We start from the raw sequence: 18,132 nt of genomic DNA, 5'->3' as shown, positions 1-18,132 counted from the left end.
TTTTTATGTTTGAACACAATGTAAAAGATACATTTATCAATTTCAGTTCGAGTTGTTATTGATACCACATTCAATAAAAAGATTGCTGATATATTTATAATCACTGAGCAACAGCCACACTCGTTATTTAGGCTTCATAACTTTGTGATTATTCCATGCGCTTTTCTCTATCCCACACACAATGTCGCCATGCCATGCTTTGGGTGGCTGTTATCATCTTGGCAGGCTGTACGTCCCAGTCATCAAAACAACTGGTAAAAGACTATGCGGAACAATCCGTGAAGATTCATCGTACGGTTGACGCTGTCTACGTCACCGCCGAACAAGCGCGCGTGGATGCTATTCTGTCTCGTGCCGTGCGCGATGGATTATCGGCGTCCGAACTAAATATCACGCCCATCCCACACATTGGGCAACGACAAGCCCTTGCCGATTTAATCCGCTACGCCAACCTTCTTTATGCCTTGGCTTCTGACGATCATCACGCACGCCTTGACGAGACCTCCGAGCAATTGCATGACACACTGACCGACTTAGCCAACAACCCTTTTTTGCGCGACGACCAAACCATTGATGAGTCAGACATTTCGTTGGTGTCGACCGCAATCAACGCACTCGGCCGTGCGATGACGGAGACCTCTCGTCATCAACAGTTACGCGCCGTGATGGAAGCAGGACAACCCGTCTTACAACAAACCATTACGCGCTTACGACAAGACTTACCCAATTGGAACATGGCCACACGTGTCTCTTTCGACCAGGCCTTATCGATTCGCTTGCAGCTTTTAAATAACCCCAATAGCTGCCAGCAAAGCAAGGAAATGCGCTGTATCACACTGCATACATCTTATGATGATCGCCTTGAAGCATACCGACAGGCTTACCGTACCAAGCAGGTCCTGCTCAACTTAGACACACAGTTTGCACAGCTAGACTTGACGCTATCGGACTATCTGGTCATGCACGATGCCATCATCACATCGCTCACCATCGATAACACCGCTTCTTTGCAAGGGGCGCGCCGCGCTATAGAAACGACTAAACAGCATCTTGATGCACTCAAAGACTTTCAGCAGCAGTTGGAGGAATAAGCCATGAGCCCGAAAGACGCCAGCTACCATCAGCTCAAGGCAAATTACGACAGCCTCGATCGCTTTTTAAACCAAACCCTGATTGGCCCCAAGCTCGCACCTTTACAGCGGAAAAGAGAACAACTCGGCGAGAAACTTTACCTGTACCACACCACCGTGATAGCCACGCACAGTGAGCAATTTGAACAAGACGTTGATGCGTTTGATCGCCTTATCGTCCATGCCCGCCAAGCGCAAGCAGTGATTGATGAGGCGGAGGAGACGATTGAGCATGTTGCTAAAATCGGTGACGCGATTGATAAAGTACTCGCACAGCTTGCTAAGATCATGTAATAAAAAACCGGCGAAGTGGCCGGTTTTTTTATGCTCAGTACACAGCGTCTAGGTTATGCGCTGTTTTTTGCCGCAGCGGGTCGCGCTCGGCGCGGCTTGTTCGCGCCGTTGCTATCGCTGCGCGTGCGTGGTGGGCGATTGGCGGTACCACGTGACTTACCGTCGCCTACGCTATCGGTATGACGTCGATTTTTACCCACCGGTTTGTGTCCGCGCGCGTTATCGCCAGAGCGCTGTCCATCTTGACGCGGTTTATTCTTTTTCGGTTTCTTTGGCTTTATCGGACGCGTATCCAATTTCGACTCTGGCAACGGATTCGTGACGGGAAAGTCCGCTAGAGTATGACGAGGCAATACCTGTTTAATTAAGCGTTCAATGGCGAATAAATCTTTCGCTTCGTCCGCACAAACCAAAGACACCGCATTGCCCACAGCGCCTGCGCGACCAGTACGACCAATACGGTGAACATAGTCTTCTGCCACATGGGGTAAATCAAAGTTCACCACTTGCGGTAAATGAGCAATATCGATCCCTCGTGCGGCAATATCAGTGGCAACCAACACCCGTACTTCACCGGTTTTAAATTTCTCTAACGCTTTCGTTCGCGCGCCTTGACTCTTATTGCCATGAATCGCCGCCGCGCTGACACCGTACTCTTCCAAATAGCGCGACAAACGGTTAGCGCCATGTTTGGTTTTGCTAAACACTAACACCTGCTGCCAATTATTATCGGCAATCAGTGATAGTAGCATCGGCGCTTTTTTCTTCTTATCCGCAGGATAAATGCATTGCTCGACCCCAGTCGCGGTTTGGTTCGCAGGATTGACTGAGATCTCAACCGGATTGTTGACTAACTCTTTCGCCAGTTGGCGAATTTCATCCGAGAACGTGGCGGAGAACAGCAAATTCTGGCGCTTAGCCGGTAGCAAGCCCAAGATCTTACGAATGTCACGAATAAAGCCCATATCAAGCATACGGTCGGCTTCGTCCAAGACCAGCACTTCAAGCTGAGAAAAGCGCACGGCATTTTGCTGGTACAAATCCAGCAAGCGTCCCGGTGTTGCCACCAGCACATCAGCGCCTTTACGAAGTTTCATCATCTGCGGGTTGATCTTCACACCACCAAATACCACGGTTGAGCTGAGCGACGTGTATTGGCTGTATTGCTCCACGTTTTTGTGCACTTGCGCAGCAAGCTCGCGCGTTGGCGTCAGGATCAAGGTACGTACATGGTTGGGGCGAGCACGTTTACCTGCCTGCAAACGCTCCAAAATCGGTAAGGTAAAGCCCGCGGTCTTACCGGTACCAGTTTGCGCGGCCGCCATGACATCGTGTCCTTCAATCACCGCAGGGATCGCTTTTTCCTGAATCGGTGAAGGTGTGGTGTAGCCTTGCTCTTGCACGGCTTTCAATAGTGGTGCAGATAGTCCTAAAGAGGAGAAACTCATTAATTGATCTCAATAAATAAAAAATGTCGTCACAGGCCGCATGGCCCATCACTTAGGGTCATGAATATCAATATCGTGGTATGAGAAAAACTCGGCGTCAGGAGGGTTGCTCTAGAAGTGATATCAATAATCTTGATTACGGCGCTATTGTGACGACTTTCACGTCAAGCGGCAACTAGAAATGCGCCAATTCGAACAATAAAAAAGACCGAGGCAAGCCTCGGTCTTGGGGTTTATACGCTGTTTTAGCGCAGCTTCACACGTGTTTAGTGCAGCTTCAAACTTGGACGTAGCACGCGGTTGATCCGTCCTACCAACATCATCAAGCCAGTTTTCACATAACCGTGTAATGCAATCTGATGCATCCGATACAAAGAGATGTATACCACACGAGCAATCCGCCCTTCGATCATCATTGAGCCTTTGGTCAGATTACCCATCAAGCTACCTACCGTAGAGAAGCGGCTGAGCGAGACCAGTGAGCCATGATCTTTAAACACATACGGCTTTAGCTCACGACCATTTAATTTAGCAACAATGTTGCTAAAGCAGCGGCTTGCCATCTGGTGCGCTGACTGGGCACGTGGCGGTACCATGCTGCCGTCGGCTTGCGTACACGCTGCACAGTCACCAATCACAAAGATATCGTCATCACGCGACGTCTGAAGTGTGTTTTTCACGACCAATTGATTAATGCGGTTAGTTTCCAAGCCGGCGATATCTTTCAAGAAGTCCGGAGCTTTGATCCCAGCAGCCCACACCATAATATCGGCGTGAATACGCTCACCCTCTTTGGTTTCCAAGCCTTGATCGTCTGCTTTAGTGACAAAGGTATTGGTTTTCACGGTGACACCCAGCTTCAACAGCTCTTGGTGCGCTGCACTTGAGATACGAGTAGGCAGCGCTGGCAAAATGCGCTCACCGGCTTCCACCAAGGTCACGTTCAGTTTCGAGCTATCTAAATCACGGAAACCGTAGTTACGCAGCTCTTTGATGGCATTGTGTAGCTCTGCTGATAGCTCAACACCGGTTGCCCCTGCGCCCACAATCGCAATATCCACACTGCCTTGGCCGTGTTTTGCATGCAAACGCAAGAATTCGTTGTTCATTTCCGCGCGGAAGCGGTGAGCCTGTTTAGGGTTATCGAGGAAGATACAATGGTCACGAACGCCCGGCGTGTTGAAATCGTTGGAGGTCGAGCCAATCGCCATCACTAAGATGTCGTACTCGAGCTCACGCTCAGGCATCAGCAGTTCGTTATTTTCATCGTACATGGGCGCCAAGGTGATCACTTTTTGGTCACGATCAATGTCCCACAAAGTCCCCATTTGGAAATCAAACCCGTGATTTTTGGCATGAGCACGATAGCTCAAAGCATCAACGCCCTCATCCATCGAGCCGGTTGCCACTTCGTGAAGCAATGGCTTCCATAGATGGCTACTATTTTTATCTACCAAGGTGATTTCTGCACGACGCTTGCGGCCTAACGTTCGGCCCAGTTTGGTTGCAAGCTCTAGCCCGCCTGCACCGCCACCGACAACGATAATTTTGGTCACTTCTACATCCTTACCTAATTAAAAACTTACACATCAGCCACTTATATAGTCACTGACAAAAATGGGGGTTGGGCCAGTAATCAAATTACAATCTGTTTCGTGTGCGCTGCTTTCATTGTTTTTGTTTGTTGCATCAGCGCTTAGTCTATTTTGCCGGAAAACGTCGCCTACTTCGAGCATAGATTCGGTTTCAGCCGCCTTTTACATGATGAAATAAAACACCATAATCTGTTGCCAAGACAAGTGAAATTTCGCCCTTTTCGTACACTTTTCTTCGAAACAAAGGTAGCCTCAGATAACTAATTGAACTTTAAATCTAATAGTTAGAGTGACTGCAAGACATAAATGCAGGCTTGCGCAAGTGTTACGGACCAAAACTGACCGGCAAGAGTAAGCTGTAATTTATTTTCACATAATGTTACCAATCCACGCTGCTGCCAGACCGCGAACAACGGCGAGAGATACTGAAACACGCTCATCCCTTGCCAAGACGGTAATGTATCCGCGTGAAGCACACCCATATCTAATCCTGCTTTGATAGCATCATACACTCGACGATGCTCCACAGCGTCTACAACGCGCGCAATCGGCATGGTGTTGGTTTGCATTGCATCGAGATAGGATGCCAGCTCGCGATGCTGCATGATCCCGACCCCGTCAATACTGCCACCGGCACCACACCCTAGTGGTAAAATATCGGCACCGTGCTTGGCGAGCCGGTTGTAACTACTTTGCTCTCGTTGATCACGTGCCCAGTGATTGACACTGAGTCGTCGACAATCATGTTTGTCCATCAAACTAACGCCTTGCGCGAATAAGCTAGCTTTTTCTGCCGTGGTCGCCGGCGGTGGCATTTTCCCTTGCTCGACCATGCGCAGCATCGGCGTATTTGGCGCCACCACCAGCTGGTAGAGATCAATGCCATTGGCGCCGGTTTGCAGATAGTCGGCCACATCTTGCCTAAAGATCTCAGCCGTTTGATAAGGCAAGCCATACAACAAATCCACCACAATCGTCGCTTCCTGACTGGCACTCAATGCGTGAATACGCTCACGCACAGTGTCACCATCATCTAAACGTTTTGCCGCGCGGCGGACTTGGGTATTAAAGCTCTGTACCCCAAACGAGAAGCGGTTAAATCCTCCATCAAGCGCATGCTCGAACGCATTATCATCAAAGCCATTGATTCGCCCCTCAAGGGTGATTTCGCAGTCGGGCGTGAGCCAAAATTGGCGACAAATTTCCTGACCCAATTGCTGCAATTGCGCTGCTGACAACGCAGTGGGTGTTCCCCCACCGACATACACCGCCTCAAAAGGCTGCGCTTGGGTCCATGGCATCGCCGCTTTCATACCAAGCTCTTTGAGTAAAGCCGCGAAGTAGCTATCAATCAGTGTGCGGCTCGCCGCATGTTGGAAAAAGTGACAGTAAGTACACCTCACTCGACAAAATGGCACATGGATATATAAGCATCGTGGTCCAGATTGCGCTGGCAGTGATAAAAGCTGTTGTGTAACAGCTGCCACTCCTTGTTCGAGCGGTAAAGGCGTTTGATGGGTCGCCGCGTGGGCGTGTTTTTTCGGTGGGAAGGCAAAACGCAATGGGTCTGGGGTATGCGTGCCCAAAATCGTCTCATCGAACGGTGTAAGATCAACCAACATAACGGCTCCAAGTATTTATACGCCGAATCCGGCTCTGTAATATAAATACAAGTGATATGCGATCTCATTTGTTGTTTTATTGATCTCACATCGCTCTGAGGCGCTGTTGATGTTTATTCGGTCAATTCGACGCGCCCCAGTGCACAAAGACCCGCTTTGCGACTGGGGAAACGATTAAGTGTGGAGTGCGGGCTGCTTTTTAAAATCCGCAATGGCGTTGAGGTGTGCCGATAGGTTTTTAAACTTGTGGGTTTGCGTTTCATCCCAACGGACAGGATAGAAAGGTGACAACACTTGATAACTGCGGCGACTGTCGAGGACTTCATCCTCTCGCGATAACACCACCAATGCTCGTTGTTGATTGCGTTGACGAAAGTCCGTAACACACTTGGTGGCAATATCCTCATACTCTTCCGGCCGATCAATTTTGCCGGTCATATTCTCGTGCGGATATAAGTTCGGATTAAACAGAACCTGCTTGATCCCACACAAAAAGCCTACCCTTTCTGACCAATACGCGCCTAAGCCAACGCCGCAGATCAGTGGATTGGGATCCTGACTCGCGTCTAGCTGCGTCTGCACTTGTTTGAGCAAATGCTGCATATCGTGTTTCGGATGCATGGTGCTGTAATTGATGGTACGCACGTCGCCATCAACGAATTGGAGCTGCAACACTTTCTCATGGTTGCCTGGACTGGTTGAATCAAAACCGTGGAGATATAAGATCATGGAAAGCCATCCTTGGTTATCGCAAAGCTGTGACCCCTATCAATAGCATAGCCATCCAGACAGAAAAATGAGCAAGATCACCCTAAAAATAATCAGGGTATTTGGCGTAACCATGAGGTAGGTGATTTGATGCATACAGCAACGCCCAAACCCTACTGGGCCGAGGGAAGACTAAAAAGACTAACGGCTCATCTCGTTCAGGCGTGTTTGCCACTCAATAAGGTTATCGACCAGTTGAGTTCGCTGATCCTCATCAAGGCTACGATCAAGGCGCAACAACCAATCTAACCGACGTGAACGATAGATAGCCATTTCGGTTTCTGTCTCCGGGCCTGCTCGCCATGCCACCACATCATCCACCCACTCTGACAAAGCGGCCTCAGTGTCGATTGACTGTCGATTTTTAATAATCGCAAAAAGGCGGCTAACTAAGCGCTCTCGCACCTGACGAAACGTTGGCATCGCCGCTTGCTGATACTCTGCCATTTCGACAAATAAGGGCTGTTGATGACGCGCGGCACTGCCAATCCACTCTTCCGTATCTTCCTCAAGATCATCACGCTGATAGGCAAATTGCTCATCTTTAGAACGCTTTGCACGTCGCTCGGATGCCTCTTGAATCTCGTCTTCCATCCACTGAGTGAGCGCCTGCGCTTGCTGGTCATCAAAGCTATCAAGTAAACGGGCCGTTGCGGGCACAAACGCCTGTAGCGTCGCGTGGATTCGCGCTTTTACCGCCTCTTGATGGTCACGCAATTGCGCCATGGTATGTCGCTCGGTACTGTGGGTGGCGATCAGTCCTAAGCGTTCAGCTATCGCGGGTAACTCATGGGTTCGATGCCATTGCTGAATCTTGTCAAGGTCTGCTTTCACTTGGCGAGATTGCTCGGGGCGTAAGTTAACAATGTCATCGATGTAGTAATGAATCCAAAACGGCAAGGTGTTATATGCAAGCTCGGTAGTGCAACCCGTCAGGACCAGTAATAAGCCCCCTATCAAGCCATAGCGAAAACGCGACCTAGCCATTGCAACTCTCCTTATCTTCATCCATTCCCGCCAGTTGGCGATATAACCGCTGTGCTTGCTCTTGGTAAGTGTTGAGCCCATATAACGATGCGCCCACTTCATACCAGCATAGCGCGAGATAGTCGGCAAAGGGCAGCCATGCCTCTACCGCTTGGCGAACCGGTGCCGAGCCCTCGATGCATCGCAACGCACAATAATCGGACACGACCTGTGCTGGTGTATAGCCGTTTGCCCGACAAAAAAGTGCAATGTCCAAACACGCACTGCCTAATCGGGCATATTCCCAATCAAGCACACAGGGCGTACCATTTGGCTGAATAACCACGTTGTAGCTACCCAAGTCCATATGACATACCACAGGTGCGAGCGGATCTGTGGGTAATTGCCATTGACACCTGTCACGCAGCTGCTTGAGTGTTTGCTGCTTTGCCAAGGCCAACTGCTGCTCATAATGTTGGCATTGGGTGCGGACATCTTGTGTATCCAAACGACCTTTCATTGAATGGATACGTACCAACAGCTCGATCAGGATCGCTCGGCTCTCAACTGAATGCGGATCAAGGGATTCACCTTCCACCCAAGGGACCAAAAGCCCTTCTGACAACTGACAAACGGGTGCCGAGGCAAGCTGATAGGTAGCAGCCAGTGATTGCGCAGCCGCCTCGCGCGACCGAGAAATCGCAAAAGCGTCACTCACCTGACTTCGGGGCCGCCACACAAAGCGTCCCCCTTGTGAGTCATCAATCCGCAAACAGCGGTTGGTCAGGCCCCCTTCGAGTGGGGTAACACGCTGAATTGAAACGGGCACTGAATAGTGCTCAAACAGCGCCGGTTCCAGTAAAGTTTTTAACGCGGGGGAAAGATTAACGGCTGACAAAACGTTGAGTGTCCTGCCATTCAATCACACCTGTGGTCAAATCCATCAGCTGCAGTGATAAGGTTTTCTCTTCTTGCCCCGTGACCTTGCCACCAAGCTGATACTGTGCTCCCAGTAAGCGCCCATATTGCATCACTGTAGTCGGATCAATGAGAACCTGTCCCTCACCCAAACCTAACGACTGACGAACTACGTCGACTTGCGCCTTTGAGACCGTTCCAATCAGCCCTTGCCCAGCAAGGCCTTGTTCTAACTGTTTTGACACACCCACAGTGTCAATATAACCGTCAGTCAGATTTTGTAGCGGTTGCACCAAAGTAACAGGGGCGCCTTGCAGGCTTTCACTACCCATTAAGGACTGCACCGCGGCGCGCATGGCTTGATTAAAACTGCCATGCACCACCCCTTGCCGCACGGTGGTTTCTTTTGGCGCCGACGGCTGATAAATCGGCTGCGTGCGAGGTGCACAGCCTGCAACTGTGACAACAAATAACCCCATCGATAATGCTTTTACCAATGCATTTGGCTTACGTAAAGCGGTCGTCAATGCGCAGCGTGCGGACATAGAGATGACTCCGTAAATAAAAAATGAATAGACCAGAAAAGCGTGAAAAAGTGCCAACAAACAAGGGGATTATTCTGGTTGCATGACGGCTAGACGAAACTGCGAAACGTTGACATCAGGCAAAGGCGCATGAATATCGCGCTGTGTATGGGGAGGAATGGTCACAGATTGCCAAGACGCCGCAGAGGTCGATATTTGGAGTCCTTGGCTATCATACCAACTAAAGCGATACTGCATAGTTTGCGGATGATTAGACGTATTTTCTAACCATACACACGCTTGATTTCCACTCGGGGTACGACGAACCATCGTCTCTTTGACCCATAGCGACATCGCCAGCTCTGGATCGGCAAAAACCACGGTTTGGTGTGGCGCAATGCGCAAGTCGGTCGACTGACTCCCTGCGCAGCCCGCCAACACCAAGGCAAGTGCAATCATCAAAGTTTGGATTTGATTTTTACACATCATTCACACCATCGTCGCCTTAGCCGTGGTTAACTCACTACCATGGGACCAAGCGCACGACCGCCCACGAGGTGCATGTGAATATGGTACACCTCTTGGCCACCGTGTTGGTTGCAATTCATGATCAAACGATAGCCGTCTTCAGCGATCCCTTCGTCAGCCGCCAGTTTTTTCGCCACCGTTACCATACGGCCTAGCGCTAATTCATCTTCAATATTGACATCATTGGTGGTGGGGATCAGCTTGTTTGGCACCACCAAAATATGCACAGGCGCACGCGGGTTAATATCACGGAAAGCAGTGACTAAATCGTCCTGATACAAAACATCTGCGGGGATTTCTTTGCGAATAATTTTGCTGAAGATGGTTTCTTCCGCCATGGTGTGCTCCCTTTTATAAATATAAACCCCGCCAAGTATGCGGTACCCCTTTGCCAAGGGCAATATGTACAGCGCAGTTGCATGCGACAATTTAGTCAAACTTGTGTTAATTGATGTTTATATCACCTTGTAAAATCAAGGGCTGAATCAGGTAATCGTTTGCGCTACTATAGCGCCGACGCCTTTACATGTAAGGATGACAACATGACCACCCTGCTATTTAAAAACGCTTCTGTCGTCAACGAAGGACAAATTGTTGAGACCGATGTGCTGGTCGAAAACGGCCGAATCTCTCAGATTGCCCGCGATATTAGTGCCCCTGCCGCGGCGGACTGCCGTGTGATTGATGCATCAGGCAAACATTTGTTGCCCGGTATGATTGACGACCAAGTGCATTTCCGTGAGCCGGGATTCCCGAAAAAGGGAACCATCGCGACCGAGTCCAAAGCGGCCGTCGCAGGCGGTATCACCACGTATATGGAGATGCCCAACGTTAACCCCCCTACCACCACACTCGACGCTTTAGAAGAAAAGTATCAACGTGCGTCTCAATCCAGCCACGCTAACTATGCCTTCTRTTTGGGCGCGACCAACGACAACATTGATGAAATTCGTCGCCTCGATCCGAACAGTGCCTGTGGTGTTAAAGTCTTTATGGGGGCTTCCACCGGCAATATGTTGGTCAATGATCCTGACACCCTTGACGCTATCTTCGCCGATTGCCCGACCTTGATCGCAACCCATTGCGAAGACACCCCGATGATCACCGAACTCGAGAACATTTATCGCGAGAAGTACGGTGAGGACGTGCCGATTGATGCCCACGCGCATATTCGCTCCAAAGAAGCGTGTCTAAAATCATCCCAGTTGGCGGTCAATCTCGCTAAAAAACACGGTACACGCCTACATGTGCTGCACTTGACCACCGAAGATGAGCTGTATCAGTTTGAGCCCGCGAAAACGCTCGAAGCGCTTCAGCAAAAGCAAATCACCGCTGAGGCCTGTGTGCATCACTTATTCTTTAACCGTGATGACTATGCGACCAAGGGCACCTTGATCAAATGTAACCCAGCCGTCAAAGAAGCCTATCACCAACAAGCACTGATCAAAGCGGTGAAAGACGGTGTGATCGACGTGATTGCCACCGACCACGCCCCTCACACCTTTGAAGAAAAGCAAAACAGTTACTTTAAAGCGCCAGCAGGCTTACCACTTGTTCAACACGCACTTCAAGTGGCACTTGAGTTTTATCATCGTGGTATTTTCGATTTGCCTTTGGTGGTGCAAAAAGTCTCACACGCGCCAGCGGTGCGTTATCAGGTGAAAGAGCGTGGCTTTATCCGTGAAGGATATTGGGCCGACTTGGTGCTGGTAGACCTCAACCAGACGCAAACGGTCGGTAAAGGCAACCTCTTCTACCAATGCCAGTGGTCACCGTTCGAAGGCCATACCTTTGGCTCAAGCATCGACATGACGATTGTGAACGGTCAAGTGGCATTCGAGCACGGCCAGCATAGTGACGAGCGCTACGCGACACGTTTAGAGTTCGATCGCAGCTAAGCTGACATGGCGTGCGAATTGCACGATTCGCACGCCTTTTATACGCCCGATGTCTGAGCCTACCTGCCCAACGTTACCCACAAAACAAACAACCCAAACCTTGCTTATCCTCCTGATTATTGACTATCGCGAACGCTAAAAGCCGTGATTTTGTCTGTGAGTTCAAAGTCTGACATGGTAAATCTTGCAGTTAATAACAGTTTGCTTTTATATCCGAATCGTATATTGTGTGGGTGATATATGGATATTCACGCTGCTTGGTATCAACATCTGATTATGTTGAAAAGCTGTGTTCGCAAGGAGAGGTAACCTGAAGCGCATTTCGGTTATCGCGGCACTCGTATCCTACCTCTTCCACTGGCGCAAGCTGTTCGTTTCCCTGAATGGGTAATGAGTCGCTCCAGCTGGCTGATATCCGCATCTAGGGGATATGTTGTTGAGCTTGGCTCGCAAATATCAACCCAACATGATTGAACCAGAGCAAGTGGCATCCCCACTCGCTTAATCTCTAACAATCGAGCGCTAGCCCTTTATCGAGTAATACGTGCAATGCATTAACGCTTTGCACAATAACCTTGGGCTGGCGAGTGACGTCGAATAATCAACCAGTGAGGTGATGATGTCTTCATCTGCTTCTAAGCCACTGCTTAGTGTCAATAATCTAAGCGTGTCATTTACCACGAACGATGGCATCGTTGATGCTGTAAAAAACGTCAGCTTTGACATCATGCCCGGCGAAACACTCGCCATTGTCGGTGAGTCAGGCTCGGGGAAATCCGTATCCAGCAGTGCCGTAATGGGCTTGCTCCCCAACAACGCCATCGTCAAACCAGACTCGCAAATCTCGTTTAACGACACCGATGTGTTACGCCTTTCCACCAAGCAGATGCAAGCGATGCGCGGCAACCGTGTTGCCATGATTTTCCAAGAGCCGATGACCTCACTGAACCCCTACATGCGTGTCGGTGAACAGCTGACCGAGGCGATTCAGTGCCACCACCGCACCACACCTGCGAAAGCCAAAGAGCGCATTATCGAGTTGCTGAAATTAGTGCAGCTGCCTAACCCAACTGGCGCACTTGAAAAGTATCCGCACGAATTCTCAGGCGGCCAGTTACAGCGGATCATGATCGCAATGGCGCTGGTCAACGAGCCCGATTTGCTGATCGCCGACGAACCGACCACCGCATTGGACGTCACCGTGCAAGCCGAGGTATTGAACCTGATCGGCGATCTGCAAAAGAAAATGGGCATGGCGATCATGTTCATCTCACACGATTTAGGCGTGGTGAAACACTTAGCTGACCGTGTTGTGGTGATGTGTAAAGGTGAAGTGGTAGAGACTAACGAAACCCAAGCACTGTTTGCAGACCCGCAAGAAGACTACACCAAGATGCTGATTGATGCAGTGCCTCGCGGGCGCAAAGAAGCGCCCCAAGAGGACGCAGAAAATCTCTTGTCGGTGGATAACGTCACCATCAAATATTTCTTGGGCGCTGACTTCTTTGGCGGCAATAAGCGCTATTTTGAAGCGGTGAGCAACATCAGTTTGTCACTACGCCGCGGCGAAACCCTCGGTATCGTGGGTGAATCTGGCTCCGGTAAATCCACACTCGGCCGTGCCATCATGCGTCTGCTCCCCGTCGCGGAAGGCAGTGTGCGTTTTAAAGGCCAAGACATTCACGACATTAAAAACAGCGAAAACAAAGCGCTGTGCCGTGATATGCAGATGGTGTTCCAAGACCCATTTGGGTCGCTATCGCCACGCATGACGGTGGGTGAAATTGTCGCCGAAGGCCTTCGTACTCACTTCCCTGAACTGAGTAAAAAAGAGCGCCTCGATCGCGTTAAAGATGCGCTTTATGAAGTACGCCTTGATAGCTCTGCAATTAACCGTTATCCGCATGAGTTTTCAGGCGGCCAGCGTCAACGTATCGCGATTGCGCGCGCCCTAATCCTCAACCCAGCATTCATTCTGCTTGATGAACCAACGTCAGCATTGGACCGCTCCGTCCAGTTGACCGTCATCGACTTGCTGAAAGATATTCAGAAACGCCACAACATCGGCTATCTGTTTATCAGCCATGATTTGAGTGTGGTTCGAGCCCTGTCTGATCGCGTGATGGTGATGCAAAAAGGGAAAGTGATGGAAGCGGGTACGCCAGAAGAAATCTTCCATAACCCGCAACACGAATACACGCGTAACCTGATTGCTGCCTCATTCGATCTCGACGAAGAGGAAGTCGCCTAACGCATACGCATGGTGATACGGTTAAAAAAAATGCGCCAAAATTGGCGCATTTTTTATTGCTGCTCATGACAGACTAGCGACTAGCTGTCCATTTCCGCAATTTTCACTTTCCATGTATCCGGACCAATTTGGTGCGCGTTCTGCCCTTGCGAGTCAACCGCGACGGTCACCGGCATGTCTTCGACTTCAAACTCATAAATCGCTTCCATACCCAGATCTTCAAACGCCACCACACGCGCTTTCTTGATCGCCTTCGATACCAGATAAGCAGCACCGCCAACAGCCATCAAGTAAACGGCTTTGTGGTTTTTGATCGATTCAACCGCCGCTGGACCACGCTCGGCTTTACCAATCATGCCCATCAAACCAGTTTCGGCGAGCATCATATCGGTAAATTTATCCATACGTGTTGAGGTGGTTGGCCCAGCTGGACCGACAACTTCATCACGAACCGCATCCACAGGCCCAACGTAGTAAATAAAGCGGCCGTTAAAATCGACCCCATCAGGCAACCCTTCGCCATTGCGTAGCATTTCTTGAATACGTTTATGCGCCGCATCGCGCCCGGTCAGAATTTTGCCCGAGAGTAAGACAGTCTCGCCGGTTTTCCAGCTCTGCACATCTTCTTTGCTGACCGTATCAAGATTGACGCGGCGGACGTTGTCGCCCACTTCCCAAGTCACTTGCGGCCACTCTTCCAATTTCGGTGGGGTCAAGTTCGCAGGCCCAGTCCCATCAAGCGTAAAGTGCACATGGCGAGTCGCGGCACAGTTAGGGATCAAACACACAGGTTTWGASGCTGCATGSGTGGGAGCCGTTTTCACTTTCACGTCAACCACAGTCGTTAAACCGCCAAGCCCTTGTGCACCGATACCTAACTTGTTCACACGATTGAAAATATCGAGACGTAGCGCTTCTTCGGCATTGCTTGGACCACGGTCGATAAGCTCTTGGATATCAATGTGTTCCATCAGCGACTCTTTCGCCAACACCGCCGCTTTTTCCGCCGTACCGCCGATTCCAATGCCTAACATCCCCGGTGGACACCAGCCCGCGCCCATTGCAGGCAAGGTTTTTTCCACCCACTCGGCCACATCGTCCGACGGATTGAGCATTACCATCTTGGTTTTGTTCTCTGACCCGCCCCCTTTGGCAGCGATTTGAATATCGACCGTATTGCCCGGCACCATATCAATGTGAACCACCGCTGGGCTGTTATCGCGGGTATTTTGGCGCTTACCGGCAGGATCAGCGACCACAGAGGCACGTAGCGGATTATCAGGGTTGGTGTAGGCGCGTCGCACCCCTTCATCGACCATCTGCTGAACGGTCATATCATGGCGATCCCACTGCACCGCCATACCCACCTTGACAAAGCAGGTCACAATGCCGGTATCTTGGCAAATCGGACGTTGCCCTTCCGCCGACATGCGCGAGTTAATCAAAATTTGTGCAATGGCGTCTTTCGCCGCTTGGCTTTGCTCCTTGTGGTAGGCTTTTTCTAGGGCTTGAACAAAATCAAGAGGATGGTAGTAAGAGATATATTGCAGGGCATCTGCAACACTTTCGATCACGTCTTGCTGTTTAATTGTGGTCATCATTGCCTCTGGTGTCATTTGCAGGACCCAAAGCGGGTATCCAGTGTGGGGGAGCCTTCCCCTCGTTATTATCGTTACGTCTATTGAGCACGCACACTGTGTGATTATAGAAGCCGCGGGTTTACATCACCTCAACGGCTTTATTCGGTGTGCGTCTGCCGGAAAAGGCCTTGCTATGATACGCTTAGCGCTATTCTCGCGCCATACAGCGCATCAATCGTGATCACAAAAAAGAAGAATGCAGCCACAAAACGCCACTATGCTGACCACTACACCGATTCCTTACGCAACAGACTTGGCCCTCACCCTGTTTAATAACATTGCCCACCAGCCTTGGGCCATGCTGTTGCACTCGGCAACCCGTACTCATCCAGACAGTCGTTTTGATATTGTGGTCGCCGATCCTCTTGCCACCATAACGGCACGAAACGGTCAGGTTACCACCCATTACACCGCCAGTGGCGACACCCAAACGCACATCGACGATCCATTTACATGGGTAAGTTCGCTTCAAGCGCAGCTCCTACCCAATATCGACGCTATCGAGCCTTGGCCTTTTATTGGCGGGGCGCTGGGCTATTTCGGCTATGATTTAGGCCGATGTGTGGAAACCTTGCCCGTCATTGCCCGTGATGAGCTCGATGTGCCCGACATGGCCGTGGGGATTTATGATTGGGCGCTGATTGTGGACCATCATCAGCAAACGGCAGTGGTGATTGCACCGGATAGTGACACACGTTGGGCATGGCTTAGCGGCCAGCAGGCGCCGCAAACCACGCCATTCGAGCTCACAGAAACCTGGCAAGCAAACATGAGCGAAGCGGAGTACACCGCCAAGTTCGCCAAGGTCAAAGACTACCTGCATGCTGGCGATTGCTATCAAATCAACTTGGCCCAACGCTTTAGCGCACGCTATCAAGGCGACGAGTGGCAAGCCTACCGCAAACTCGCCACCAGCAATGGCGCGCCGTTTTCTGGATTTATCCGCTTAGCAGACAGTGCAGTACTCTCGGTCTCGCCGGAGCGCTTTTTATCCGTACACGACAAACACATCGAAACCAAGCCCATTAAGGGCACCCGACCACGCTTTAGCGACCCCGAACAAGATGCCGAAAGTGCCCACGCGTTGAAATCAGCCAGCAAAGATCGGGCGGAAAACTTGATGATTGTTGACTTGTTACGTAACGATATCGGTCGTGTCGCCTCGCCAGGTAGCGTTTCTGTGCCTAAACTCTTTGATATAGAGAGTTTTCCTGCGGTACACCACTTGGTCAGCACGGTCACCGGCACCCTGCCCGAGGACAAAAGTGCGCTTGAACTGCTACGCGCCGCCTTTCCGGGCGGATCGATAACCGGCGCCCCCAAAGTGCGTGCCATGGAAATTATCGAAGAGCTTGAGCCGCACCGACGTCATGTGTATTGCGGCAGTTTCGCCTACCTCAGTCGTTGTGGCCGAATGGACTCTAGCATCACCATCCGCACCTTGGTGGGGCATCAAGGCCAACTCCATGTATGGGCAGGCGGTGGGCTGGTTGCCGACAGTGAAGCCGACGCGGAATACCAAGAAACACTCGATAAAATCAGTCGTATCCTGCCCGTATTAGCTCAATATGATGGGTAAGCGGCAGGAATAAAGAGAGGTTGTTATGACAGAGATTGCTCCCCCACAAATGTGGACATCACACCGCTTCGCGGCATCCATGCGTGCCTCAAGCCAAGGTGAGGGAGCGCCCACCGCAGCGCCACGATATGGGCTCGATCATAACCCACTCTTTATCGACCATCCCTTACAACACATGGCGGCAACTCCTGCTTACTTCAGCGATCATACAATAAACAGCCGCCATCTTGCCGCCAGCCAAGAGAGCTTGTCGCCTACAGTGCCCCCACATTGGGAGCGTGGGGAGAAAAAAGCCCGTACGCCACTGCAACCAAATGACATTCTCCAACGCTTTAGCCTCAGCCCACTGGCACGTCACGACAATCGTATTCTTAACCGCGTTCGACTCGCTCCCCGCATTCTGCGCGGATTAGACTTTCAACCAGCAGCGGTACTGATCGGTTTAGTCGAGCGCCCCAACGGCATTCAGCTGATTTTGACCCGCCGCGCCGATCATTTAAAACATCATCCGGGCCAAGTGAGCTTTCCCGGCGGTAAGCGCGAAACGATCGATTGCGACAATATCGCTACTGCTACCCGCGAGATGTGGGAAGAAACGGGCATTCAGGTTGGCCGCGAACACATTATTGGCGAGCTTTGTCCTCTGCCCACCGTCACCGGTTACTACATTCATCCGGTGCTGGCTTGGGTGGATCCCCAGTACCAACTCATACTGGATGACAACGAAGTAGCCGAATGTTTTGAAGTACCTCTTGATACCCTTTGCCAACCCGGCCATATCCGCGAGCAATCCTTCTATCTCTACGGACAGTGGCATCCAGTTGCCGCGTTTTATCATCAAAACCGGTTAATATGGGGCGCAACGGCACAGCTTTTACGCGCGCTTGTCACGCAATTATCGTTACCCTCTACCCATCCTCGTTAAGTGCAAAACCATGCAACAAGCATGGCTTTTAGTGCATATTGGTGCT

At 50.7% G+C, this 18,132-nt stretch carries 16 protein-coding genes; 6 read left to right on the top strand and 10 right to left on the bottom strand.

Annotated features, from left to right (window positions below; genetic code table 11):
• Positions 1 to 155: 155 nt before the first annotated feature.
• Complete coding sequence (locus BZJ19_RS04435) at positions 156 to 1,091, top strand: hypothetical protein (protein ID WP_131826382.1); 936 nt, start codon at positions 156 to 158, stop codon at positions 1,089 to 1,091.
• Positions 1,092 to 1,094: 3 nt separating this feature from the next.
• Positions 1,095 to 1,424, top strand: a complete 330-nt coding sequence (locus BZJ19_RS04430) for a hypothetical protein (RefSeq protein ID WP_077674738.1) — start codon at positions 1,095 to 1,097, stop codon at positions 1,422 to 1,424.
• Between the two features lie 53 nt (positions 1,425 to 1,477).
• Here BZJ19_RS04430 and BZJ19_RS04425 read toward each other — a convergent pair whose 3' ends face one another.
• The 9 genes from BZJ19_RS04425 to hinT form a co-directional block, all read right to left on the bottom strand.
• Entirely contained in the window at positions 1,478 to 2,872 is a 1,395-nt protein-coding gene (locus BZJ19_RS04425) for a DEAD/DEAH box helicase (protein ID WP_077674737.1), read from the bottom strand.
• A gap of 266 nt (positions 2,873 to 3,138) precedes the next feature.
• The gene (locus BZJ19_RS04420) at positions 3,139 to 4,428 is read right to left on the bottom strand and encodes an NAD(P)/FAD-dependent oxidoreductase (protein ID WP_069587283.1); all 1,290 of its coding nucleotides are present in this window, start codon (positions 4,426 to 4,428) and stop codon (positions 3,139 to 3,141) included.
• 323 nt (positions 4,429 to 4,751) lie between these two features.
• Complete coding sequence (gene hutW, locus BZJ19_RS04415) at positions 4,752 to 6,086, bottom strand: heme anaerobic degradation radical SAM methyltransferase ChuW/HutW (protein WP_420876431.1); 1,335 nt, start codon at positions 6,084 to 6,086, stop codon at positions 4,752 to 4,754.
• A gap of 177 nt (positions 6,087 to 6,263) precedes the next feature.
• The gene (gene ycfP / locus BZJ19_RS04410) at positions 6,264 to 6,818 is read right to left on the bottom strand and encodes an alpha/beta hydrolase YcfP (protein ID WP_077674735.1); all 555 of its coding nucleotides are present in this window, start codon (positions 6,816 to 6,818) and stop codon (positions 6,264 to 6,266) included.
• A 180-nt stretch (positions 6,819 to 6,998) separates the two neighbouring features.
• Complete coding sequence (locus BZJ19_RS04405; RefSeq protein WP_069587278.1) at positions 6,999 to 7,844, bottom strand: DUF6279 family lipoprotein; 846 nt, start codon at positions 7,842 to 7,844, stop codon at positions 6,999 to 7,001.
• The gene (locus tag BZJ19_RS04400) at positions 7,837 to 8,721 is read right to left on the bottom strand and encodes a phosphotransferase (protein WP_157891157.1); all 885 of its coding nucleotides are present in this window, start codon (positions 8,719 to 8,721) and stop codon (positions 7,837 to 7,839) included. The genes BZJ19_RS04405 and BZJ19_RS04400 overlap by 8 nt, the downstream gene beginning before the upstream one ends.
• Positions 8,708 to 9,286, bottom strand: coding sequence for a hypothetical protein (locus BZJ19_RS04395; protein WP_077674733.1), 579 nt, complete (start codon positions 9,284 to 9,286; stop codon positions 8,708 to 8,710). The genes BZJ19_RS04400 and BZJ19_RS04395 overlap by 14 nt, the downstream gene beginning before the upstream one ends.
• 69 nt (positions 9,287 to 9,355) lie before the next feature.
• Positions 9,356 to 9,754 (bottom strand): YcfL family putative periplasmic lipoprotein, encoded by a 399-nt coding sequence (locus BZJ19_RS04390; protein ID WP_077674732.1) that lies wholly within the window; start codon positions 9,752 to 9,754, stop codon positions 9,356 to 9,358.
• Between the two features lie 26 nt (positions 9,755 to 9,780).
• On the bottom strand, positions 9,781 to 10,131 hold the full coding sequence (gene hinT / locus BZJ19_RS04385; RefSeq protein ID WP_069587271.1) for a purine nucleoside phosphoramidase: 351 nt from the start codon (positions 10,129 to 10,131) through the stop codon (positions 9,781 to 9,783).
• A gap of 204 nt (positions 10,132 to 10,335) precedes the next feature.
• Here hinT and BZJ19_RS04380 point away from each other — a divergent pair, with 204 nt between their 5' ends.
• Both BZJ19_RS04380 and BZJ19_RS04375 read left to right on the top strand, forming a co-directional pair.
• A complete protein-coding gene (locus tag BZJ19_RS04380; protein WP_077674731.1) occupies positions 10,336 to 11,691 on the top strand; it encodes a dihydroorotase in 1,356 nt (451 codons plus the stop codon).
• Between the two features lie 619 nt (positions 11,692 to 12,310).
• On the top strand, positions 12,311 to 13,942 hold the full coding sequence (locus BZJ19_RS04375; RefSeq protein WP_077674730.1) for an ABC transporter ATP-binding protein: 1,632 nt from the start codon (positions 12,311 to 12,313) through the stop codon (positions 13,940 to 13,942).
• A gap of 80 nt (positions 13,943 to 14,022) precedes the next feature.
• Here the strand turns inward: BZJ19_RS04375 and BZJ19_RS04370 are convergent, their stop codons facing one another.
• Positions 14,023 to 15,540 (bottom strand): fumarate hydratase, encoded by a 1,518-nt coding sequence (locus BZJ19_RS04370; protein WP_077674906.1) that lies wholly within the window; start codon positions 15,538 to 15,540, stop codon positions 14,023 to 14,025.
• A gap of 238 nt (positions 15,541 to 15,778) precedes the next feature.
• Here BZJ19_RS04370 and pabB point away from each other — a divergent pair, with 238 nt between their 5' ends.
• Together pabB and BZJ19_RS04360 are read left to right on the top strand one after the other, a co-directional pair.
• Positions 15,779 to 17,161, top strand: coding sequence for an aminodeoxychorismate synthase component 1 (gene pabB / locus BZJ19_RS04365; RefSeq protein ID WP_077674729.1), 1,383 nt, complete (start codon positions 15,779 to 15,781; stop codon positions 17,159 to 17,161).
• A 25-nt stretch (positions 17,162 to 17,186) separates the two neighbouring features.
• Positions 17,187 to 18,086, top strand: a complete 900-nt coding sequence (locus BZJ19_RS04360; RefSeq protein WP_077674728.1) for an NUDIX hydrolase — start codon at positions 17,187 to 17,189, stop codon at positions 18,084 to 18,086.
• The last annotated feature ends 46 nt before the right edge of the window (positions 18,087 to 18,132 follow it).

The sequence above is a fragment of the Salinivibrio proteolyticus genome (genome assembly GCF_001996165.1).
Classification (GTDB): Bacteria; Pseudomonadota; Gammaproteobacteria; order Enterobacterales; family Vibrionaceae; genus Salinivibrio; species Salinivibrio proteolyticus.
The sequence above is the reverse complement of the archived record's forward strand: the minus strand, read 5'-3'. Positions and strand labels throughout refer to the sequence as shown.